We start from the raw sequence: 19,778 nt of genomic DNA on the forward strand, positions 1-19,778 counted from the left end.
AACTCAGCTGCGCCCTAACGCCTTCGCGGCGAGATCGCGCCAGACGCGCGCTTCGGGGCGCAGGGGTGGGGCAATCTTGGCGAGGCGGCGCTCGATTTCCGCAAAGCCGATCTCGGCGTCTTTGCGGCGTCCGGTCTTTGCCATGAACGCTACATAGCGGCCGCCGGATTCCAGTCCAGGCACGCGGTCCGCGGCAAATCGGTAAGCGTCGTCGGCTTCCTCGTTGTGGCCGAGGCCCTCATAGGCGCGGGCGAAGGCGAGCGCCACCGTTGGCGTCTTGCCCTCCGGGCCCAGTGCTTTCAGTTTTTCCAGCCGCGCGAGCGCGTCAGCGAAGCGGCCGAGTTCGAGCAATGAAATTGCGTGTCCCATCAGGATCGATGGGTCGTCAGCCCAGGCGCCCTCTGCACTGAGCGCCCATTGCGTTTCCGCATCGCTCCATCGTCCGAGCGCTGCGGCAGCGTGCGCCACCTTCATCCGCGCGCCAACGGTTGGCGTCTCATCGAGTGCGCGCAGCGCATTGCGGTAGTCACGTTCGGGATCGAGCGCTTGGCGCGCAACCTTGCCAACGCTCCGCGCGCCTTTGCCGCCCATCCATTCCGGTACCAGAACGGCGAAGAAATAGAAGGCGGGCGCGATCAGCGGGCCGATGATGAACAGCCATAGCCAGAACATCTCGCGGCCCGTGCGGACAACGTGGAAGCCGCACACAAGTGACGGCAAGTAAAAGAGAATTAGACCCAACATAAGCAGCGTTTCCCGGCGCCGGTCTCTTACGGAAATTCGTTCCGATTGCGAAGTAAAACAGTAGTTTGCTTGGCTTATTTCGCGAACGCTAGTACCGCGAATCGGTGACATATCCACAAGCTGGGAGCTTGAGATGGCGCAACACCGCTGGAATCGCCGCTTCTTGCAGGACGCTGACGCACCGCCGGACAATCTGCTCTATTTCGAGCCGGATCTCGTGCGCCGTCGCCGCGCCGCTGAGCGCAAGCGCGATGAGCGCCGCGCCGAAGAGGTGATCGATCGTTCCGGCTCAAGCCGACACCTCGAACGCGCCGCCAAGCGCCTGAAGCACGTGAACACTGTCGATCGCGTTCTCTACGTGCCGCAATGGGACATGGCCAAAGCTGAGTTGGCCATGCGCAAAGCCGGCGTTTCGGGTGCGGTCAGCAATCTTTGTGGCACGCGCCGAAAGATCGTGAAGGGCGGGCGCCGCTAAGCGGTTTCGCCCGCGCCGGGCTTGCGTGGATCGGCCTTCGCAGCGGGTGCGAGGCGCATGACTTCGCCCTGGTATTTTTCGTCATCACCTTTGGCGAGCATCGGCGCGGCCTTCGCGCACGCATCGAGCAATGCGTTCAGCCATTCGACTTCGGCTTTGTAGAAGTCGCTGAGCACGTAGTGATGCACGAGTTCTTTTTGGCCAGGGTGCCCAACACCCAAACGCGCGCGCCGGAAGCCTTCCCCGACCGATGACGCGATGATTGATCGGATGCCGTTGTGGCCCGCAGCGCCGCCGCCGGTTTTCATCCGAAAGCGTCCGGGCGCCAGATCGATCTCGTCATAAAACGCCACGACATCATGCGCAGAGAGCTTGTGAAAGTTCGCAGCTTCGCCAACGGCGCGCCCGCTCTCGTTCATGTAGGTCTGCGGTTTTAACAATAGCGTGCGCACGCCATCGATTTGGCCTTCAGCCAACTCGCCTTGAAACTTCTTTTTCCAAGGGCCGAAATTGTACGCGCGCGCAATCGCGTCCACGGCCATGAAGCCGACATTGTGCCGGTTGCCTGCGTATTTCGCGCCCGGATTGCCGAGACCGACGAGGAGCAGCATGTACGCCTTCTAAGCTTCCCGTTTCGGGGAAGGGAAGGCGGATTAGCCTTCCTTCTTGTCCCCAGCGGCAGCAGCCGGGGCCGCCCCTTCAGCCGGCGTCGCCGCAACTTCTTCTTCAACCTTGCGGCCGACGATGGTGGCGATCGTGAAGTCGCGATCACGGATAACCGGACGCGCGCCCTCCGGCAGAGCGATCGACGAGATGTGGATCGAGTCGCCGATGTCGCGGCCGGTGAGGTCGATGACGACTTCTTCGGGAATCTTGTTGGCCTTGCACTTCAGCTTGATCGTGTGGCGCACGACGTTGAGCGCGCCGCCGCGCTTCAGGCCCGGTGAGGCTTCGTGGTTCTTGAAGTGAACGACGACGTCGATCGCGATCTCGGCGTTTTCTTCAACGCGATAGAGGTCGACGTGAATGACTTCGTCCGTCACTGGATGGAATTGAAGAGCGCGCGGAATAACCGGCTGCTTCTCGCCTTGGTGGTTGAGCTCAACCATGTGCGAGAGAAACTTGCCCGAGCGGATCGCCATGGTGACGTCCTTGGCATTGATCTCGATCGGGATCGCACCGCGCGTACCGCCGTAGAGGACGCCCGGGATCAGGCCGGATTTGCGGGTCGCGCGGGCGCCGCCGGTGCCAGTTTTTTCGCGCTTTTCAACGTTGAGAACAATGCCAGCCATGGCTGATAGCCTTAAATTCCGGGGCGCCGGGAAAAATGGAAGCGGGGCTTCTAGCGGAAGGTGGGGGTCACCGCAAGGTGGGCCCGCCGGACGGTGGTGGGGTCATTTGAATTCGGGTGTTGCCGATGGGGGCGGCGCGGTCCACCTAGGCTAAATGAGCGCAAAACCGCCTCCCAACACCCCAAAGCCCAAGCGGCCCCGGGATTTTAATCAGCTGGCCAAGAGCGTCGTAGACCACGCCACCCTGGATCAGGCGGGCGTGGACAAGCTTCGAGAGGAACTTGCTAAGGAGCGTCGTCAAAGCCCCGGCAATTCCCCCTGCAAGTCACCCGAGGACGAAGCAAGCTCATAAGGGTCCACGAGCGGCTTTTGGGTACGGTATTTCTTGCGGAGGGCCTGCAATTCGGGGCCCGCCGAATAGCGACGCGCGCGGGTCTCACCCTGCGCATCCAGTAGGCCGAGTTCGGAAAGCTTCTTCAGGTCTCTCGACGCGATATGGAACGTTACCTGCGCGTCTCCCTGATACCGAGCGTTTGTGAGGTTTAGGCCTAGAGCAGCATCGAACATTGGCAGCGCAGTGCGTTCGTGCAGCCCGTGCTGTGCAATCAATTCAATGATGCCAGCGTACAAGCGCTCATACTCGCCCATGCGACGCAGTAGTTTTGAACCCTGCTGGTAGTGCGCCTTAAGACAGAACCTCATCCATTTCTGCGCGGCACGCTGAGGCTGCCAGCGGCCCTCGCCGGTCTCACCAAGGACCGAATAGTATTCTTCAGTGTTGTCGCCCAGCCATTCTTCGATGCTGGAAAATACAGGATGAAGCAGGCCATCTAGCCCAATAATCAGCGTTTGCAGCGCCCGCGCCATGCGCCCGTTGCCATCGCTGAACGGGTGAATCATGGTTAGATTCAAGTGCGCCATCGCAGCCTTTACGTACAAGTGCTGCCTCGTCTTGCCGCGCACATACTCGACCAGCTCGCAGATCAGCGGATCAACCTGCTCTTGGTCGGGTGCCTCATAAACGACATTGCCAGACTTCGAGTTCACGACGAATATAGAGCCGGGCCGCCATTGCCCCGGGTTCTTCGTCATGTCGAAGCCGATCATCATAAAATGAAGGCTCTTCAAGAACTGCTTGCTGAAGTCGAAATACGGATCGCGCGCGGCTTGCATCACGTAAGTCATGGCGTTGCGATAGCCTTCAATCGCCATCGTGATTTCGTTGCGCTCATCGATGGGTGGTTCGCCTTCAATGGCGGCAATCACCTGGTCCATCGACGCGTTGTAGCCTTCGATGCTGTTGGACCCTTGGATAGCGCGCGCGAAGGTCCGGCGCCGGATGGATCCCATCCACCGCTTCGGATTGTGTTGCGTAAAGGTGCCCAACCGCGACCGTTGCCGGTCGATTAGCTTAAGGACCTGATGGTCAATGGATTCTAGCTTTGGCTCGGTGTAGATCATGCGCGAATCCCTATATCATCTACGCATCTTGCTATAATCATTCTTGCATTCTGCGTCAATGATTATATCATACGCGCATGAACCGGCTGGATACGGCAACGCGCACCCGCATTCTCCACTGCCTCGTGGAAGGGAACTCCGTTCGCGCGACCGCTCGGCTGACGGGAACCACAAAGCGCACCGTTACAAACCTTCTGATTGATGCTGGCCGCGCCTGCGCCGACTACCACGACCAATCTGTGCGAGGGGTCCAATCCAAGCGCGTCCAGGTGGACGAGATTTGGAGCTTCACCTACGCCAAGCAGAAGAACGTTCCATTTGCCAAATCGGCCCCAGAAGGCGCTGGCGACACATGGACGTGGACAGCCATCTGCGCGGACTCGAAGCTCTGCATTAACTGGCTAGTCGGCGCACGTGATGCCGAATACGCGCGCGAGTTTTTGACGGACACCTATGACCGGCTCGCCAATCGCGTTCAGCTCACGAGTGATGGCCACCTGGTCTATCTCGGCGCCGTTCGTGATGCCTTCGGCATCGATGTCGATTACGCGATGCTTGTGAAGGAATACGGGCAGGCGCCGGATGGGCCGCAAACGCGCTACAGTCCGCCCGTCTGCACCGGCGCTGTAAAGAAGCCCATCCACGGGCGCCCCGATCCCAAACACATCAGCACTTCATTTGTCGAACGTCAGAACTTGACGATGAGAATGCACATGCGGCGCTTCACGCGCCTCACCAATGCGTTTTCCAAGAAGGTCGAAAACCACGCTTACGCAGTCGCGCTTCATTTCACCTTCTACAATTTTTGCAGAATTCACAAATCGCTGCGCGTGACGCCTGCGATGGCCGCCGGTCTCTGCGACCGCGTGTGGGACATCGCCGATATAGTTGCGCTGGTGGAAAAAATCGAGAATGCCGCGCCTTCAACGAAGCGTGGGCCCTACAAGAAAAAGGCGGCCTGAAATGCCTGAATCATCTGTGGGACTCATTTCGAGAATCGCGCTTACTTCTCGGTTGGCTTCCGAAAAGGCTCGTCCAAAGCGAGAACGGACGGAAGTCAGGAACGGACCCTGAAAGGGCAATCTCGCCCCTGAACTGCGCCCAAGGCATGGCTTTCAAACGAGCCTTAGCGTCGTCCAGATCGCGAGCGCGCACCTCCAGGGCCCATTCCGATCCTTCGTGCCGGTACTCAAAAAGATACCGGGTGAACTGTTCAGACTCAGACAAAGGACCTCCTAGAATGTACTTCTATGTTTACAGGGAGCAATCGCCGCGACGCGATTATCGGTGGACGCTGTATGCGGCCAACGGACGCAAAATCGCGAACTCGGGCGAGGGTTTCGTTGCGCGCGCCGGTTGCTACCGATCGATGCAGTTGCTCATTGGGTTGGACAACATCCCGATCCGCCATTCCACCAATGCCGCTGGCCAGCGCGCTTAATCGGAGACGTTCAATGAGCAAGTCCACGCGCAACACCGGCAAGCCTTGGACGCCGGGAGAAGTGAAGCAATTGAAGGATGAGGCGAAGGGCAACACGCCAACCCGCGTTATCGGCGTCAAGCATGGTCGCACCGAAGCTGCCATCCGCAACAAGGCGGCTGAGGAAAACATCAGCCTCAAGCCCACTAATCAGAGCCCGTACAACCGCCGCAAAGATAGCTAGCAGCGGTTTCGTAAAGCTGGCGCTCTCGCTCTGTCCATTGATGGCCGTGGGCCACCAATGCCAGGGCGAGAGCGTCTAGGGCTTGCAGGATTGGATGCTCGGCAGCGCCGCGCTCACATCGTTTCCTAATCTCGGCCAGGTCGATCACTTCACCCATGTCAACCAGCCGAAATTTGGAATGACCCCACTACCCGCCGGACGGGTCTGGATCGGAGGGTTGCGTTGCAGGGGGCTGAGGCGCCTCCCGGCCCTCGGCTTCTGAGATCGCTTGTTCGAAGGCCCCGATAACGTCCGTAACGCAGCAGGCGTTGAGGAAATGGTCGCCGCCCGGGACGCTGATCAGGGTATGGCCGTATTCGGCCGCGATCCGCTGGTCCGCCGCGAGGGGCACGAAGCTGTCGTCATCGCCATGGATAAAGACGACCGGCTGCCGGAGGCCGCCAAGCGCGGTCCAAACACCCGGCAATTGGGCCGTCTGCGCCCTCATTTCGCTGATTGAGTTGCGAAAATCACGGGGCAGCATGGGTTGGAAGAGCTCGCCGGCCCCGACGAGGCGGCGCGCTGTCGGCCCACGATCTCCGAAATAGGCAGATACCAGCACCAGGGCGTCGACCTGGTCCGGATGGCGCTGGGCCATCAAGGTCGCCACCGGCGCGCCGAAGCTTTGCCCAACCAGAAGCACGCGCTGGCCCGCCCGATGCGCCAGCATCGGCGCAAGCGCGTCGGCCTGTTTGGCGAGGTCGCGGACAGCGTCGCGCGGCTCAGATGTCCGAAAGCCCGGCCGGTCCGCGACGATCATTTCACGGTTTGGGGCAAGCGCCGCGATCGTCGGAGCCCAGTATTCGCTCCAGGAGGGGGTCCCGGTGATGATGACGACTTTCCAGTCCGCTTCGGCGCGCGGCGGCGTCTGCAGCGCGGAGATGCGCCATTGCTCGGGCACGCCCGCCCTAAACTCGATCCGCTCCATCGTGCCGGCGGGATACGATTCTGAGGTCGGGAAGCGGTCGTTGTCGTCTTCGGCCGCGCCGATGGCGCACGCGCCGAGCGCCAGCGAAAGGGCGACAGCGATGGATTTGATGATCCGCATAGCTCCCTTTAGCGGGGCGGCGTCTTTTCGTCATCCATGGAGACGCATGTCTTGCTAGTGCGTAATGCGTAGTTGCGAGATCGACTGGCCGATTTGCTGGAACGCGGCCTGCAGCGTGGTGCGGTCGTCTGCAAGATAAAAGTGCGATTCATCGGTCGCGCATTGGCGGAACACCGAGAGCGCCGTTGCATCGTTATCGATGTGAAACCCGACCGTGTAGACGATGATGTCGCGGTTCTTCATGGCGTTGCAGATCGAGATCGTTTGCGACGCCGACGAACCGTTCGTTGCGTTGCAATTCGCTGACGCCCTGGACCCAAACCCAATCGTTATTTGCAAATCCGTGATTGTTCGAGGTGACGCGCACTTGGCACGCCGCTTCAAGGCAACGCGTGACCGTGCCGCTTCCTGGATAGCTGCCGCTATATCCTGAGGTGCTGACGATATTGCCGACGGAATTGCGCAATTGGAACGTGTTGGTAGCGGCGCTCGCGACTGTGTACCAGCGCCCATTGAGACCGGTGGCCCAATTGCCCGTGCCTGAAACGTTAGCGAGCCAGACGATGTCGCCATTGGCGAGGCCGTGCGCGTTCGATGTGAACACTGCGGGGTTTGCTTTGGTCGCTGCGCTGATCGCTCGCGCCGTCCCATTCGCCCAGGCCAAGTACGCTTAAGGTCGGGTTTGCAATTGGCGAAAAAGTTTAGAGCCGAGTGGCAATTGAAGGTTCACGCGCAGGTAGCGTTACGCGCGATAAACCATGCGCCAGAGCGCTAAGTGCTGTTGCGAGCGGCAAGGCAGTCACTATACCGAGTGCGGGACGCCGCTGACGTTAATGTCGGCTGAAGCTTTGGGGGATGTTCGTGCGCGCTTGGATTTTTGTGGTTGCTCTTGCTCTGATGACCGCCAGCGCCATGGCGCAGACCCTGGCCGATCAGCATTTGACGGGAAGTCTTACGGCTCGCGCGCCGCGTGCATCGTTCACGCTGGACTTGCAGCAGGGGCAGGTGGTCACGCTCACCACCTCCTCGACAGAAAATCTCGACACTGTGTTGACGTTGAACGGTCCCGATCGTCGCCGTGTCGCGGAAAACGACGACCAGCAGCAGGGCATCCTATCTTCGCGCATCGTCTATGTGGCGCGCACTACGGGCCGCCACACGGCGATCGTGTCGGGGTACAATAACGCGCGCGGCGCCTTCGAGCTCGACATCACCTACGGCCTTGATGTCGGCCTTTCAGATGCGTCCCGTCGCCTGCGCGAGGATCGCGTCGCGTTCAGCCCGCGTCAAACCCAGCACAGTTTTGATGTTGATCTCGCGGCGAACGATGTTTTCGTCGCCTCGACGTTTGCGTTCACTGAGGGCCTCGACACCACGCTGACACTGCTCGACGCCAGTGGCGCAACCTTGTCGTCGAATGACGATCAGGGCGATGGCTCGCTCAACTCGCAAATTGTCTATCAAATCGCGCGCGCCGGCCGCTATCGCGTTGTCGCCAGCACCTATGGCGGCAACGGCGTTGGCGAAGCGATTGTATCCTTGGCCGTCGATCCGAACGCGCGCGCGCCATTCAATTTCTCGTCTATCGAAGGTGCAGAGATCGCCCGCCACGAAGGCGAACTCAATGACGCCCGGCCGTCGGTTGAGTATACGGTCGATCTCGCGGCAGGGCAGACGCTCTACGCCAACGCCGAAACCACAAGCGGCGACCTCGATACGGTGCTGCGTCTCAATGGCCCCGATGGAAACCCGGTCGCGCTCAATGACGACCGCGGCGATGGTTCGCTGAATTCGGCCTTCGCGTTCACAGCGCCCGCGGCGGGCCGCTATCGGCTTGAGCTCTATCGCTTCGCGCAATCCAACAGCAGCGGCGGATTCCGTTTGGTGCTGTTGTCGGTCAATGCCTCCGTCGTCACGGCGCTGCAAGAGCTGGTCGACAACCAGGTGACGTTAAGCGGCCCGGTGCAAACGATCACGACGCAGGACTTCCGCCTGGACTACACGCTCGAGGGACGCGATGCGTCCACGCACGAATACGCCCGTGCGACCGCGGACGCTTTGCAAGAGGTTCTCGCGACGCAAGTCAACCGCATCGGTTGGGTCGCGCCCGTGCGCGATCGTGATGGCCGTTACCGCGCCTATATCGGCGAAGCAAACGGTTCGATGGGCTACACCAAGCCAGTCGAAATGATGTTCGACAACGCCAATACGCCGAATGTCCGCGAAACCGCCGCAGCGCGCGCCGTCCTCGTCATCGACAATGACTTCCGCGGCATGGGTAAGAAGGCGCCGCCCGAGAGCTTGATGCGCGCCACCGCGACGCACGAACTCAACCACGTCATCCAATTCGGCTACGACGCGCAGGAGGGCCTGAACTGGCTCTATGAATCGACCGCGTCGTGGACGGAAGTCGTCACCGTTGGCGACGATCAGGACGCGACCGACTACGTCGAGACTGATTTTGCTCAGCCTGAGCTTTGCTGGACCACTACCACGCAAGGCTTCAACTACGCGCAGTGGACGCTGCTGCAATCGCTGGCCGACAGCTATGGCAATCGCATCGTCGTCAATCTCTGGGAAAACGCCGTCACCTATGATGGCTTCGAAACCATGTCGCGGACGCTCAGCGTTGTCGGCACGACAATCCCGGATGCATTGCAACGCTGGCGCGTGCAGAACTTCGCCCGCGCATACCAACTCGCCCCGCGCTTTACGCGCTCGGTCGCGTTGGCCGGTACGATCAACCGCAATGGCGCCTGGTCGCCGCGCGGCCGCGTCCAACAACTCGGCGCGAACTATGTGGCGCTTCGCCTCCAGGGCGCTCGCACATACGCCTTGCGCGGCGACGCCAATCTCGAATTGGTTGGTCTTGGCAAGCGCAATGGCCAGATTGAGGTCGTGCAACTCGGACGCGGCGGTGTCTTCGACACTTCCGGATACGAGTACGCAGCGCTGATGGTGTTCAATCGCGCGGTGCCTGCAACGCCAGGCGCATGTGCGGGCGAAAACTATTCGATCAATGTCAGCGCCGCGACCGGCGCGATGGCGCCGCCGCAATACAATTTCAGCGCCGAGCACTTCTCGCCGCCGTCATGAAGCACGCAGGCTCGTGTCTCTGCGGCGCAGTGCGCTTCGAGCTCGAAGGTTCGTTTGACGGCTTCTTTCTTTGCCATTGCAGCCGGCGCCGGAAAGGCGCCGGCTCGGCGCACGCTTCCAACTTGTTTTCCGCAGGCGGAAAGCTTGCCTGGATATCCGGCGCGGAGAAGATGAGTGGCTTCGCCCTCGAGGGCATGCGCCATTAGCGCGTTCTGCTCAAGCTGTGGCTCGGCTATGCCGCGCGCTCATCCGCTTGCCGGCGTCGTTGTGCCTGCCGGCAGTTTGGACACGCCGCTCGATATGCGACCCAGCGCGCACATGTGTTGCGCCAGCCGTGCTGATTGGGACGTTGATCTTGAAAGCGCGCCGAAGTTCGACGGGCTGCCTTGGCAATAAGCCTATTCAAACAGTGAGCTTACGCTTTGCTCGTTCGCGATGCGCCAGATTGCGTCGCCCATAAGCGCAGCAACGGAGATCTCGCGGATCTTCGAGCTCTTGTGCTTGCGCCCGTTCGGATCGATCGAGTCCGTCACCACCAGCTCTTTCAGCATGCTGTCATCGACGCGCTTGACGGCGCCGTTCGAGAGCACCCCGTGGGTGATGTAGGCCGAAACCGATTTGGCCTTTTCCTTCAGCAGCGCCTCTGCGGCGTTGCACAGCGTGCCACCGCTATCGACGATATCGTCGACCAGGATGCAGTCACGGCCCGCGACGTCGCCGATGATGTGCATCACTTCGCTGACGCCGGCTTTCTCGCGGCGCTTGTCGACGATGGCGAGATCGGCGCCGAGGCGGTTCGCCAGCGCACGCGCGCGCACCACGCCGCCCACGTCCGGCGAGACGATCATGAGCTTGGTCGTGTCTTTGCAGTTTTCCCGAATGTCGCGCTCGAGCACGGGCGTCGAGAAAAGGTTGTCGGTCGGGATGTCGAAGAAGCCTTGGATCTGGCCTGCGTGCAGCTCAAGCGTGAGCACACGGTTGGCGCCCGCTGTTGTGATCAGGTTCGCGACCAGCTTTGCCGAGATCGGCGTGCGGCCGCCGACTTTGCGATCCTGGCGGCCATAACCGTAATAGGGGATCACTGCCGTGATGCGGCGCGCCGAAGCACGGCGCAGCGCGTCGATGCCGATTAGCAATTCCATAAGGTGATCGTTCGCCGGGTACGACGTCGACTGCAGGATGAACACATCCTCGCCGCGCACGTTCTCCTGGATCTCAACGAAGATCTCGTTATCCTTGAAACGCTTGAACTCGGCTTGCGCGAGTGGCGTATCAAGATGTTCCGCAATCGCCTTGGCGAGCGGGTTATTGGAATTACCGGACAAAAGTTTCATGGGAGCGGGCCCCGTCGCTTCCTGGATCGGCTCCCTTTAAGCGCCGACTCGCCGGAGTCGAAAGCTTTTGCTGCACTTTAATGACAGCGCAGGCGCCCGTGGCCCGGGCGCCACGTTTTATGACGCTTCCGCACCGGCATAGAGAGCTTCAGGTTCGTTGCGGAGCTTTGCCCACATCTGGTCCCCAAACGAGAAATGCCACCATTCGGATGGATTGGAGGCGAAACCAACCTCGACCATCAGCCAGTACAACAACCGCCGGTTGGCGCGCGCTTCCTCGTTGGAAAACGAAAACGCCTCAGGGTCGAGGGCCTCCTCGAACCGATTTGTGTGCGCGAGCGGCGAGGCGTCGTCGAACAACGAGCCCATCCACAGCGCCTCACCGGCCCGCCAGCGGATCGTCAGATCGACAGCGCCGCCGGTCGAGTGCGGGGATGGCCCGCCGGCGCCGGTGCTGGGCGCTGCCCAATAGTTCGAGACTTCGGCGGCGAGTTGTTCGTCCGAGAGCTGAGGCTTGCGTTTGCGTAATTCCGCAGGGAGCCATTGATCGAAGAAATAGGACTGCACCGCTTGCGGCCGCCATGCGTCAAAGACGAAGAGCTCAAGCTCGGCTTTGTTAAGGCGCGCGTTGACATCACGCAGCCGCTCGGCCGCGCCTTGCCGAAGCGATAGCGTCGTGATCGCGCCGGGAATGATCGCGTAATAGGGTGGGTTGCGCTCTTGCGCATAGAAGTTCTCGCCGCGCACGCCGTAGTCGCTGAGTGTCACCAGCGGCTCCTTGTTCGCGGCGCCGTCAAACGCGATTGGAAGTTCGCGATAGCCGCGCGCGCCCTTTGGCGGCGGGGGCGGAATTGGCCTATCGCGAAGGCCGCTGAGTGGACCGAAAATGCTCATGCCAGCAATCGACTCTTCTAAATCGAGGTCCGTTTATGGTCACGAACAGTACGGCCTCAGTTTGGCGCTGGATGCCGATCAGCGCGATGGCCGCAACGATCGTCGACACACCGCACGCAATGCCGGCCACAATCGTGGCAAGTTCGCTGAAATCCAAATGCGCCCTCTCAATCGCCGCTTAACATGATGACACTGCAATTGCGGCCATAATCGCCGGCCTTCTCGTGCACGGAGCGCCGATGCGAGTGAAGGCGTGTGGATTCGGCATAAGTATCGAGCGGTAGCGTTTCAATTTGCGTGACGCCAGCCGCTTCAAGACGCGAGGCGCAAAAGCCTGGAAGGTCGAAGTGAAAGCGATCGCCGGCGCCGGGGACGAAGAACCGCGCGAAGCTCGGATCAGCGGTAGTGAACTCAGCCTCGAACTCTGGCCCAACCTCGTATGAGCTTTGATGAATTGTCGGGCCGATAGCGGCCGCGACGTTTGCGCGTGAAGCGCCGTGCTTTTCCATCATGCCGACCGTATTTTCGATGACGCCGCCAATCGCGCCGCGCCAACCAGCGTGCGCGGCGCCAATCACCTTCGCGTTGGCGTCAGCGAACAAGATCGGTGTGCAATCGGCGGTAAGAATGGAAATGGCGAGGTTCGGCGTGGTGGTAACAAGCGCATCAGCGCGCGGGCGCTCGCCTTGCCATGGCGCGTCGATGAAGACAGCCGTCGGGGAGTGAACCTGATGTACGCCGCAGAGATGATCGCGATCGACGCTGAATGTTGCCGCGATGCGCGCCCGGTTCTCTAACACGTTGGCCGGGTCATCGTTCGAGCCTGTGCCCGCATTCAGCGATGCATAGATGCCCTTCGAGACGCCGCCTTCGCGCCCGAAGAAACCGTGCTTCACGCTTGCAAGCACGTTGGCGCGCGAGGAGGGCGGCGTGCTCAGAAGCCGGCCGGCGGCGGCAGATTGGGGCTCGATAGACATATCACTTTGAACAATGCGCCCATTTCGTCCGGGTGCGTCAAGCGCCGCACTTCACGCTTTAGGCGTTCCGTATGCGTCGGATTTGCGCGCATCAGTGCATCCGCACGGAATTCGATGCCCAACGCGCGCAAGAACGCGCCCTGTGTAATCGGGCCGTGCACTTGAAGGTTCGCATCGGATGCAAGCTGCGCAATGCGGCTGAAATCGACGTGCGCCGTTAAATCCGCCTCGCCGGGCGCCTCGATCGGATCGACCTTCTTGTGGTTCCGCAACGCCTGCAGCGTGTCCGCGCCCTCGGGTTTGGCGTAGCCGTAGTCGATGATCAGCACGCGGCCCGGCGCATCATGCAACCGCCGCTCGATGTCATAGATGAGGCTCTCCAAGCCTGGCGCGATCTCGCGCACTGTTCCGGGCTCAGTGTCGCTTTCAGGCGCTGGGATCGCCGCACTCAGTCCAAAGGTGAGCTTGTCGGCTTCATTGAGGCCGACGAGCTTTTCGTGCCAGCCGTCTTCGCCGAACACAAATTGGCGGATCGGTAAGCAATCGAAGAATTCGTTGGCGACAATCAAGGATGGGCCAGGCGGCGCATCCTCGATGCGCGGCGCCCATTCGGCCGTTGGCACACGTTGGGCTTGTTCGTCCCGCAGTGGCTCACTGGTTTCCACCAGCACCACGTTTGCCGCATCGTGCATGCCCTCGATGCGCAGCGTAGCGCGCAACGCATCTTGCATCAGCACGCCGCGGCCCGGGCCTAGCTCGATCCAATTGAACGCCGGCTTTCCAAGCGCGTCCCATTCATGCGCGCACCAAAGCCCGATCAGTTCGCCGAACATCTGGCTGGCTTCGGGGGCCGTCAGGAAATCTGCGTTCGCGCCGCCTATGCTCGGCCGCGTGGCGTAATAACCGTCATCCGGATCGTAGAGACACGCACCCATGAACTCCGCGACGGTCAGCGGACCGTTGTCGCGGATATGTTCGACCAGTTTCTCGCTAAGGCTCACGCCGACGCCAGTTTCGGTTGCTTGAGAGCTCGGCGAATGAGCCATGCGCCGCCGAGGATCATCGGGATCGAGAGGATCATCCCCATGGTGATGACGCCGCGCAGCGCCTCCGGCATGTGCGCATCCGGCTCGCGTACGGTTTCCAGAAGCGCACGGAAGAGGCCGTAGCAAACTAGGAAGATGCCGGTGTTCATGCCGGGGCGGCGCAACGTGTCAAAGCGCAAAGTTGCGATGCTTATGATCGTGAACAGCGCAAAGCCTTCCAGCGCCGCCTCGTACAATTGGCTTGGGTGACGCGGGTCTGTGCCGGCCGGGCAATAGCCGCCGCTCTGCTGCATCAGCCGCTCGTTGCAGAACACGATGCCAAGCGGACTGTCCGTCACGCGGCCCCAAAGCTCGCCATTGATGAAGTTGGCGATGCGGCCGAAGAACAAGCCGATCGGCGCTGCCGCCGCTGCAAGATCGCCCAGGCGCAAGAGATCGACGGTGTCGGTCTTGGCCTTTTCGCGGGCCGCTTCCGCTTCCGTTTTCAATACCCATTTGTCTTCGCCAAAGCGCGTGTACTTTCCACCCTCGCCATCCGGTGCTTTCGCAACCGCGTGTTTGGCGACGAGCTTTGCGTATTGGTCTTCGTTCACGTGCTTTTGGCGGGTGAACCACCAGGCAGCCAGCGCAACGCCGATGAGTCCGCCGTGGAAACTCATGCCGCCTTGCCAGATCTGCAGGATCTCAGCCGGGTTATGCCAGATCATGTCCGGCTTGTAGAAAAGCACGTAGCCGATGCGCCCGCCGAGGATGACGCCGAGCGTCGCCCAGAACAGAAAGTCATCGACTTGCGGCACGCTCATCGGCGCGCGGTTGGGGGCCCAGAGCTTGTCGCGCCGGATCAGCCAGACCATCCAGCGCCAGCCGAGGACCAGGCCCACGATGTAGGCAAGCGCATACCAGCGTAGATGGAACGGCCCGAGGCTCAGGCCGCCAACCTCGAAGCCCGGAATGGTGAAGGCCGCCGGGTCGATATTGGGGAATTGGATCGCTTCTAAAATCACCCGCTTCCACCTTTAGCTGATTGGCCGCATTGTCCGGCCCCGCGGCGCTTAATAAGTAGGCCGAAAGGATCGGTCCACATGCAAACGACAAGCTCGGTGTTCGATGATCTGGCCCGTTTGATGACTGGGGCCATGGGCATGGCTCAGGGAGCGCAACTTGAGGCGAAGAGCTTTATGCGCGCCCACGCCGACCGTTTCGTCGCGGAAATGGACCTTGTCAGCCGCGATGAATTCGAGGCCGTGAAGCAACTCGCCTCGGACGCGCGCGCCGAAGCGGACGCTTTGAAGGAGCGAGTCGCCGCGCTCGAGGCCCTGCTCAAGGATCGAGCATAAATTCGCGTAATGCGAAGAAACCGCGACGTTTAGTTTCGAGTAAGATTCTAGGCGCTTACCTAGAGGCGAGGGCTCGATTCGACGCGTCGGCTAAAGATGCGCATCCGAGGTGAAGAGATCGAATTTCGGCCGCTGAGGGGCGGCTAGCGCTCGCGAAGAGGGGACGCTGATGGATCTCTGGATCGACGACGAAGCTGAAACTTCATCTGACCCGATGGATACGGTCGAGGCCGTAATCGGCTCCGACGATCGGTTTCAGTGCGAACGCGCCGAGGACGGCGATGTGCACTTCTCGTTCAAGACGAGCTGGGGTGAGAGCGTAGGCTATTTCTCCTATCGCCACGAATTGCCGGCGCTGCTGTTCACGTTGGGCTTCGAAATTCAGGCGCCGGTCTCGCGGCGGATGGAGGCAACCAAACTTGCTTCGCTGATTAACGAAAATCTTTGGCTCGGCCATTTCGATGTCTGGAGCGACGACGGCACCATCATCTTCCGCCATGCGATGCCGATGATCGGCCGCGATGAGATTTCGATCGGCGAAATCCAAGCAATGCTGGCGGCTGCGATGGACGCGGCTGAACGCTTCAGCCCAGCGTTCCAATACGTCATTCTTGGCAATATGTCGGCGGAGGATTCGTCCGCCGCCGCTCTGTTCGAGACCTGCGGAGAAGCGTGAGCGGCCTAGACGCACCGTCGATTGCTTTAGTCGGTGCGGGCGCTATGGGCGGCGCACTGGTTCGAGGTTGGATCGAAGCTGTCCGCAAGGGCGGCGCGCTAACGCTCAGCATTGTCGATCCAAGCTTTGATCCAGAGCTTGAGCGCGAGTTGGATTCCGTTGGCGCGGTGATAAATCCGCCTGATCCAGGTCCAGTCGATATCGTTGTCCTTGCGGTGAAGCCGCAGACCTTTCCCTCAATCGTCGATGGCGTGAAGCGCTTCATCGGCCCAGACACGCGCGTGATGTCGGTCATGGCCGGCATCCCGATGGAGCTGCTCTCACGTGAGCTTGGTGCGCAACGCATCGTGCGCTGTGTGCCGAATACGCCAGCCCGCATCGGCCGCGGCGTCACCGCCTATGTGGCGTCGCCCGCGTGCACGCCTGAGGATCGCGCGCTCGTCGAACAATTGCTCGAACCTCTAGGCACTGTTGAGCCGATCGCCGCCGAGCGGCTCATGGATGTGGTGACCGCCGTATCCGGCTCTGGTCCCGCCTATGTTTTCCTGCTCGCCGAAGTGCTCGCTGCCGCCGCTGAGCAAGAGGGCCTCGATCGCGACACCGCGATGCGTATCGCCAGCCAAACCGTCGCCGGCGCAGGCGCGCTCATGTTGCAGACTGGCGAACCGCCCGGCGCGCTCCGCAAACAAGTGACCTCGCCAGGCGGCACCACGGAAGCCGCACTCGACGTACTCGGCGCAGGGGACGGTCTCGGGCCATTGCTGCGCCGCGCCGTCAGCGCAGCGGCGGCTAGGTCCCGTCAACTCGGCAAAGGCTGACACTTCTCAGCTTCGCCGCGATTTGGCATGACAATCGCTCATGCTCGTTTTCGATCTCGCCCCCGGACGCAACACGCAGAGCGGGTTTTGGGGGGCGGATTTCCAGCTGGTCGACGGCTACGTGCACGTCAAATCGACGGGCGTGCGCTTCAAGAATGATTGGCAACTCTGGGCCGACATTTGGCGCTGGTTCACGTACTACGCGTTCGTGCGTCTGCACGGATTCTGGACGCGCCTCACCAAAGCGCGTGGCCCGCGCATCTGGTTCGCGCCGTATCGTCCGCGTCCCTGGTACATCATTTGGGCGGCCATGGTGTGGGGCGGATTTGAGTTCGCCTCATCGCCTGAGCGTGCTGATGCTGCGTTTTATTTTGAAGACCAGACTGTCGCCGCACCACCGCCGCCGCAACACGCGAAGGCGTTCAACTTCGGCGTTGGTGATGTCTCAAAAAGCAACGTTGCGCGCGTGATGGAGCGAGCCTTTGGCTATCCGCTGGCGATTGACCCCACAACGTTCGTTGGTGACGCCGTTGAAAAAGGCGAGGGCAATGGTCTTCACGATGGCCGCTTGGTCACATGTCCGCTGCAGCCGCAGCCCGGCAAATCCTATCAACGCGTAATCAAGACTGAAGGCGCCGACGGCTGGGCGCATGATTTGCGCACCGCATGCGTTGGCGCCCGTCCGGTCGTGGTCTTCGTCAAGCGAAAGCCAGCCGCCGCACGCTTCTCAATTCAGAACACAAGCGTCGTCGTGAAATTGCCTGAAGAGGTGTTTTCTTCTGCCGAACTCGATCAGATTTCTAACTTTTGCACCGAGATGAAGCTCGATTGGGGTGGGCTCGATGTCCTGCGCGAACACGAGAGCGGCAGGCTTTACGTCGTTGACGTCAATAAAACCGACACTGGCCCTGCCGTCGTACTCAATTGGAAAGATCGCGCCCGCGCGACTACATTGCTTTCGGCCGCGTTGGCGCGACTGGTGCGCGCCTAGCGCTTGATCGCCACCAACCCAACCACAGCGATGCGCTCCACATCCGCATAGTCTGCGCGTTCCAGCTCCTCGCCGAAAACATCGGGATCGAGCTCACGGTAGGTGACATCGAAGTCGCTGAGCGCTTCGAGCAACGCCTTCTTCAAACGATCCTCGCCATCGACGATTGCGCTGCCGGTGTAGAGCAGCAATGCGCCGCCGGTCACCAGGCGCTCCGCCGCCGCTTTTGCCCAAGCAAGGGAGAGCCGTCCACCGTGTGCGCCTCCGCCGTCGCGATAGGCCCGGTGCGCGCCGTCTGCTATGTAGGGAGGGTTGGCAATGATGCAGTCGATGGCGCCTGGGACGCCGTCGAGCGCGTCTGTCTGAATCGCTTCGACATCCATGCCGTTGAATGCCGCGTTGATCCGCGAGAAGCGAATGGCTTGGGGGTTTATGTCTGTAAGCGTTATTTGTGCGCCGGGTGAGAGTTGCGACGCAACCATACCGCCGACGCCCGCCCCGGCGCCGATATCGACGATGCGCCGACGCGCATTTAGTCGCGGCATCTCGCCTGCGAGAAACGAAGCGAACCTATAAGAATCGGGGCCAAAGAAAACGGAGTCATGGTCGTCGGTCGGGTAGGCGGAATGCAGGAATAGCAGGTCTCCGAGAGACGACACGCGCACCTTGCTCTTGGCGGGGCCGTTTTCTCGTACATCGAGCATATCGGCGGCGCGCAAAAGCGCGACGATATCGGGATCGGCTTGATTCACCGAAAAGTAGCGGCTCCACCCAATGATGTCGCGCGCGTTTGCGGACGACGAACCGCGCATGATCGAGTGCGCGTGTGTCGCAGGTGTTGTCGTGACGAACGAATAGTTTCGGGATTTGAGAAGCTGTAGCAACTGCAAAAGCGCATCGTCTAGTGTCATAGGTGGGGCAGAGCCCCGCCATCGCCACCCCAAAGATGCGAGCGATAGGCCTCGAAGCAATCGGCGCCGCATTGCAGGCGCATCAGCGCGCCTTCGGCGATGTAGGGCGCTGCTTCCGGCGTTTCGGCAACGATCGAACCAAACACTTCGCGGTTCCACGCCTCAGAATGTTTGATGTCCAACACGGCGTGCAGATCGAAATAATGCCGCGCCTTTGCCGATACGCGTAAGCGGCGCAGCGCAAGGCTTACCTGCACGGCGCGTGCGGGTGCGGTAAGTTCAATCACACCCAACGCGCCCAGTGCGTGATACGCATACGCGCGATTGGTCGCCAACGCCGCCATGGTGTTGCCGAGCGCCAGCGATGGCGCGATCGTGGTTTCGATCCGCGGCTTCAAACCAAGCGCGTGAACCAAGGTCTCAAGCATCGGACCGTGCATGCCCTTGGCGTTGCCTCGGCCCATTTCGTCCCAATAATTGCGCGCCAGCTCCAGCTTCGCCTGCGTCGGCATCTTCACTTGCGCCAGCGCAACCAGATCGTCGAAGCCGGCCTCGCCAGCTGCTTCCTGCTCAACGAACCAGCGCATCTCGTCTTGCGAAGCGCGCTCTGCGAGCCATGGGAAGAGTGGATCGCCTTGTCCGGGCCCTGCATCCTTCAGGCTCTCAAACCAATTGACGAACCCGTTCGCATCTCTCGGCGCGGCCTGCGCACGTTCAGATTGCTCGCGGCGCGTGTGCTCGATGAACGTGCGCTCAAGCGAGAGCATCTTGTGCTCACGCTCCAACTCATTTTGCCAATCGCTGGACGGCGTCTGCGGTGAAAGCCGCGCACGATTCCACAGCGCCAATTTCGTCTGCAGCGCCTTGTCCTGATGGGGGTGTGGACGTAGGCGCCCAACTAAAGTCCCATCCGGCATGGTTGCCTCCTCGCGTGCTCACCCTCATCTGGGAAAGCGCCCGCTTGACGGCCAAGTC

At 61.0% G+C, this 19,778-nt stretch carries 24 protein-coding genes; 10 read left to right on the plus strand and 14 right to left on the minus strand.

All coding sequences use genetic code 11. The features are described 5' to 3' along the window. Positions 1-3: 3 nt before the first annotated feature. Positions 4-744 (minus strand): hypothetical protein, encoded by a 741-nt coding sequence (locus ATE48_RS14925; protein WP_066772835.1) that lies wholly within the window; start codon positions 742-744, stop codon positions 4-6. 133 nt (positions 745-877) lie between these two features. Here ATE48_RS14925 and ATE48_RS14930 point away from each other — a divergent pair, with 133 nt between their 5' ends. Further along, complete coding sequence (locus ATE48_RS14930) at positions 878-1,219, plus strand: hypothetical protein (RefSeq protein ID WP_066772840.1); 342 nt, start codon at positions 878-880, stop codon at positions 1,217-1,219. Here the strand turns inward: ATE48_RS14930 and pth are convergent. The 3 genes from pth to ATE48_RS14945 form a co-directional block, all read right to left on the minus strand. Next, entirely contained in the window at positions 1,216-1,830 is a 615-nt protein-coding gene (pth, locus tag ATE48_RS14935) for an aminoacyl-tRNA hydrolase (protein WP_066772841.1), read from the minus strand. The two genes, ATE48_RS14930 and pth, sit on opposite strands and share 4 nt — an antisense overlap. Before the next feature lie 42 nt (positions 1,831-1,872). Further along, the gene (locus ATE48_RS14940) at positions 1,873-2,511 is read right to left on the minus strand and encodes a 50S ribosomal protein L25/general stress protein Ctc (protein WP_066772843.1); all 639 of its coding nucleotides are present in this window, start codon (positions 2,509-2,511) and stop codon (positions 1,873-1,875) included. 297 nt (positions 2,512-2,808) lie between these two features. Then, the gene (locus ATE48_RS14945) at positions 2,809-3,861 is read right to left on the minus strand and encodes a Fic family protein (protein ID WP_228126644.1); all 1,053 of its coding nucleotides are present in this window, start codon (positions 3,859-3,861) and stop codon (positions 2,809-2,811) included. A gap of 188 nt (positions 3,862-4,049) precedes the next feature. Here ATE48_RS14945 and ATE48_RS14950 point away from each other — a divergent pair, with 188 nt between their 5' ends. The 3 genes from ATE48_RS14950 (at position 4,050) to ATE48_RS14960 (ending at position 5,636) form a co-directional block, all read left to right on the plus strand. Then, positions 4,050-4,934 (plus strand): transposase, encoded by an 885-nt coding sequence (locus tag ATE48_RS14950; RefSeq protein ID WP_066772847.1) that lies wholly within the window; start codon positions 4,050-4,052, stop codon positions 4,932-4,934. Positions 4,935-5,212: 278 nt separating this feature from the next. Further along, positions 5,213-5,413 carry a DUF1508 domain-containing protein gene (locus tag ATE48_RS20095; RefSeq protein ID WP_066772849.1) on the plus strand — a complete coding sequence of 67 codons (201 nt, stop codon included), beginning with the start codon at positions 5,213-5,215 and terminating at the stop codon, positions 5,411-5,413. Between the two features lie 13 nt (positions 5,414-5,426). Further along, positions 5,427-5,636, plus strand: coding sequence for a hypothetical protein (locus tag ATE48_RS14960; protein ID WP_066772850.1), 210 nt, complete (start codon positions 5,427-5,429; stop codon positions 5,634-5,636). 187 nt (positions 5,637-5,823) lie between these two features. Here the strand turns inward: ATE48_RS14960 and ATE48_RS14965 are convergent, their stop codons facing one another. From ATE48_RS14965 to ATE48_RS14975, 3 genes are read right to left on the minus strand one after another with little or no spacing between them, the layout of a single operon-like run. Then, complete coding sequence (locus ATE48_RS14965) at positions 5,824-6,723, minus strand: alpha/beta fold hydrolase (RefSeq protein ID WP_066772851.1); 900 nt, start codon at positions 6,721-6,723, stop codon at positions 5,824-5,826. A gap of 54 nt (positions 6,724-6,777) precedes the next feature. Continuing rightward, positions 6,778-6,966 carry a hypothetical protein gene (locus ATE48_RS14970; protein ID WP_066772852.1) on the minus strand — a complete coding sequence of 63 codons (189 nt, stop codon included), beginning with the start codon at positions 6,964-6,966 and terminating at the stop codon, positions 6,778-6,780. Then, on the minus strand, positions 6,917-7,327 hold the full coding sequence (locus tag ATE48_RS14975; RefSeq protein WP_156767797.1) for a hypothetical protein: 411 nt from the start codon (positions 7,325-7,327) through the stop codon (positions 6,917-6,919). Before ATE48_RS14975 ends, ATE48_RS14970 begins: the two co-directional genes overlap by 50 nt. 257 nt (positions 7,328-7,584) lie before the next feature. Here ATE48_RS14975 and ATE48_RS14980 point away from each other — a divergent pair, with 257 nt between their 5' ends. Both ATE48_RS14980 and ATE48_RS20545 read left to right on the plus strand, forming a co-directional pair. Then, the gene (locus ATE48_RS14980; RefSeq protein WP_228126645.1) at positions 7,585-9,819 is read left to right on the plus strand and encodes a PPC domain-containing protein; all 2,235 of its coding nucleotides are present in this window, start codon (positions 7,585-7,587) and stop codon (positions 9,817-9,819) included. Next, a complete protein-coding gene (locus ATE48_RS20545) occupies positions 9,816-10,025 on the plus strand; it encodes a GFA family protein (RefSeq protein WP_472286343.1) in 210 nt (69 codons plus the stop codon). The genes ATE48_RS14980 and ATE48_RS20545 overlap by 4 nt, the downstream gene beginning before the upstream one ends. Before the next feature lie 192 nt (positions 10,026-10,217). Here the strand turns inward: ATE48_RS20545 and ATE48_RS14990 are convergent, their stop codons facing one another. From ATE48_RS14990 to lgt, 5 genes are all read right to left on the minus strand, one after another. Further along, positions 10,218-11,153 (minus strand): ribose-phosphate pyrophosphokinase, encoded by a 936-nt coding sequence (locus ATE48_RS14990; protein ID WP_066772857.1) that lies wholly within the window; start codon positions 11,151-11,153, stop codon positions 10,218-10,220. Between the two features lie 117 nt (positions 11,154-11,270). Continuing rightward, entirely contained in the window at positions 11,271-12,047 is a 777-nt protein-coding gene (locus ATE48_RS14995; protein WP_066772859.1) for a M15 family metallopeptidase, read from the minus strand. 167 nt (positions 12,048-12,214) lie between these two features. After that, positions 12,215-13,024: a peptidoglycan editing factor PgeF gene (pgeF, locus tag ATE48_RS15000; RefSeq protein ID WP_083197386.1), complete on the minus strand. Its 810-nt coding sequence runs from the start codon at positions 13,022-13,024 to the stop codon at positions 12,215-12,217. Continuing rightward, positions 12,982-14,025, minus strand: a complete 1,044-nt coding sequence (locus ATE48_RS15005) for a class I SAM-dependent methyltransferase (RefSeq protein ID WP_066775200.1) — start codon at positions 14,023-14,025, stop codon at positions 12,982-12,984. The genes pgeF and ATE48_RS15005 overlap by 43 nt, the downstream gene beginning before the upstream one ends. Further along, positions 14,022-15,074, minus strand: coding sequence for a prolipoprotein diacylglyceryl transferase (lgt, locus tag ATE48_RS15010; RefSeq protein ID WP_066772861.1), 1,053 nt, complete (start codon positions 15,072-15,074; stop codon positions 14,022-14,024). The genes ATE48_RS15005 and lgt overlap by 4 nt, the downstream gene beginning before the upstream one ends. A gap of 78 nt (positions 15,075-15,152) precedes the next feature. On the opposite strand from lgt, the gene ATE48_RS15015 reads away from it, so the two are divergent. The 4 genes from ATE48_RS15015 (at position 15,153) to ATE48_RS15030 (ending at position 17,892) form a co-directional block, all read left to right on the plus strand. Further along, positions 15,153-15,407: an accessory factor UbiK family protein gene (locus ATE48_RS15015; protein ID WP_066772863.1), complete on the plus strand. Its 255-nt coding sequence runs from the start codon at positions 15,153-15,155 to the stop codon at positions 15,405-15,407. Positions 15,408-15,576: 169 nt separating this feature from the next. Next, on the plus strand, positions 15,577-16,083 hold the full coding sequence (locus ATE48_RS15020; RefSeq protein ID WP_066772865.1) for a type III secretion system chaperone family protein: 507 nt from the start codon (positions 15,577-15,579) through the stop codon (positions 16,081-16,083). Next, positions 16,080-16,901, plus strand: coding sequence for a pyrroline-5-carboxylate reductase (proC, locus tag ATE48_RS15025; protein ID WP_156767798.1), 822 nt, complete (start codon positions 16,080-16,082; stop codon positions 16,899-16,901). The genes ATE48_RS15020 and proC overlap by 4 nt, the downstream gene beginning before the upstream one ends. A 40-nt stretch (positions 16,902-16,941) precedes the next feature. Beyond that, on the plus strand, positions 16,942-17,892 hold the full coding sequence (locus tag ATE48_RS15030; RefSeq protein WP_066772869.1) for a hypothetical protein: 951 nt from the start codon (positions 16,942-16,944) through the stop codon (positions 17,890-17,892). On the opposite strand, the gene ATE48_RS15035 is transcribed toward ATE48_RS15030, so the two are convergent. Both ATE48_RS15035 and ATE48_RS15040 read right to left on the minus strand, forming a co-directional pair. Beyond that, on the minus strand, positions 17,889-18,803 hold the full coding sequence (locus ATE48_RS15035; RefSeq protein ID WP_066772871.1) for a methyltransferase: 915 nt from the start codon (positions 18,801-18,803) through the stop codon (positions 17,889-17,891). The two genes, ATE48_RS15030 and ATE48_RS15035, sit on opposite strands and share 4 nt — an antisense overlap. Beyond that, the gene (locus tag ATE48_RS15040; RefSeq protein ID WP_066772873.1) at positions 18,800-19,720 is read right to left on the minus strand and encodes an iron-containing redox enzyme family protein; all 921 of its coding nucleotides are present in this window, start codon (positions 19,718-19,720) and stop codon (positions 18,800-18,802) included. Before ATE48_RS15040 ends, ATE48_RS15035 begins: the two co-directional genes overlap by 4 nt. Positions 19,721-19,778 lie beyond the last annotated feature (58 nt).

The organism is Candidatus Viadribacter manganicus (assembly GCF_001679665.1).
Lineage (GTDB): Bacteria > Pseudomonadota > Alphaproteobacteria > Caulobacterales > Aquidulcibacteraceae > Vitreimonas > Vitreimonas manganica.

Coding starts and splice junctions, on each gene's coding strand:
- ATE48_RS14925 (WP_066772835.1), bottom strand. CDS start 744: ATGTTGGGTCTAATTCTCTTTTACTTGCCGTCACTTGTGTGCGGCTTC.
- ATE48_RS14930 (WP_066772840.1), top strand. CDS start 878: ATGGCGCAACACCGCTGGAATCGCCGCTTCTTGCAGGACGCTGACGCA.
- pth (WP_066772841.1), bottom strand. CDS start 1,830: ATGCTGCTCCTCGTCGGTCTCGGCAATCCGGGCGCGAAATACGCAGGC.
- ATE48_RS14940 (WP_066772843.1), bottom strand. CDS start 2,511: ATGGCTGGCATTGTTCTCAACGTTGAAAAGCGCGAAAAAACTGGCACC.
- ATE48_RS14945 (WP_228126644.1), bottom strand. CDS start 3,861: ATGGGATCCATCCGGCGCCGGACCTTCGCGCGCGCTATCCAAGGGTCC.
- ATE48_RS14950 (WP_066772847.1), top strand. CDS start 4,050: ATGAACCGGCTGGATACGGCAACGCGCACCCGCATTCTCCACTGCCTC.
- ATE48_RS20095 (WP_066772849.1), top strand. CDS start 5,213: ATGTACTTCTATGTTTACAGGGAGCAATCGCCGCGACGCGATTATCGG.
- ATE48_RS14960 (WP_066772850.1), top strand. CDS start 5,427: ATGAGCAAGTCCACGCGCAACACCGGCAAGCCTTGGACGCCGGGAGAA.
- ATE48_RS14965 (WP_066772851.1), bottom strand. CDS start 6,723: ATGCGGATCATCAAATCCATCGCTGTCGCCCTTTCGCTGGCGCTCGGC.
- ATE48_RS14970 (WP_066772852.1), bottom strand. CDS start 6,966: ATGAAGAACCGCGACATCATCGTCTACACGGTCGGGTTTCACATCGAT.
- ATE48_RS20545 (WP_472286343.1), top strand. CDS start 9,816: ATGAAGCACGCAGGCTCGTGTCTCTGCGGCGCAGTGCGCTTCGAGCTC.
- ATE48_RS14990 (WP_066772857.1), bottom strand. CDS start 11,153: ATGAAACTTTTGTCCGGTAATTCCAATAACCCGCTCGCCAAGGCGATT.
- ATE48_RS14995 (WP_066772859.1), bottom strand. CDS start 12,047: ATGAGCATTTTCGGTCCACTCAGCGGCCTTCGCGATAGGCCAATTCCG.
- pgeF (WP_083197386.1), bottom strand. CDS start 13,024: ATGTCTATCGAGCCCCAATCTGCCGCCGCCGGCCGGCTTCTGAGCACG.
- ATE48_RS15015 (WP_066772863.1), top strand. CDS start 15,153: ATGCAAACGACAAGCTCGGTGTTCGATGATCTGGCCCGTTTGATGACT.
- ATE48_RS15020 (WP_066772865.1), top strand. CDS start 15,577: ATGGATCTCTGGATCGACGACGAAGCTGAAACTTCATCTGACCCGATG.
- ATE48_RS15030 (WP_066772869.1), top strand. CDS start 16,942: ATGCTCGTTTTCGATCTCGCCCCCGGACGCAACACGCAGAGCGGGTTT.
- ATE48_RS15035 (WP_066772871.1), bottom strand. CDS start 18,803: ATGACACTAGACGATGCGCTTTTGCAGTTGCTACAGCTTCTCAAATCC.
- ATE48_RS15040 (WP_066772873.1), bottom strand. CDS start 19,720: ATGCCGGATGGGACTTTAGTTGGGCGCCTACGTCCACACCCCCATCAG.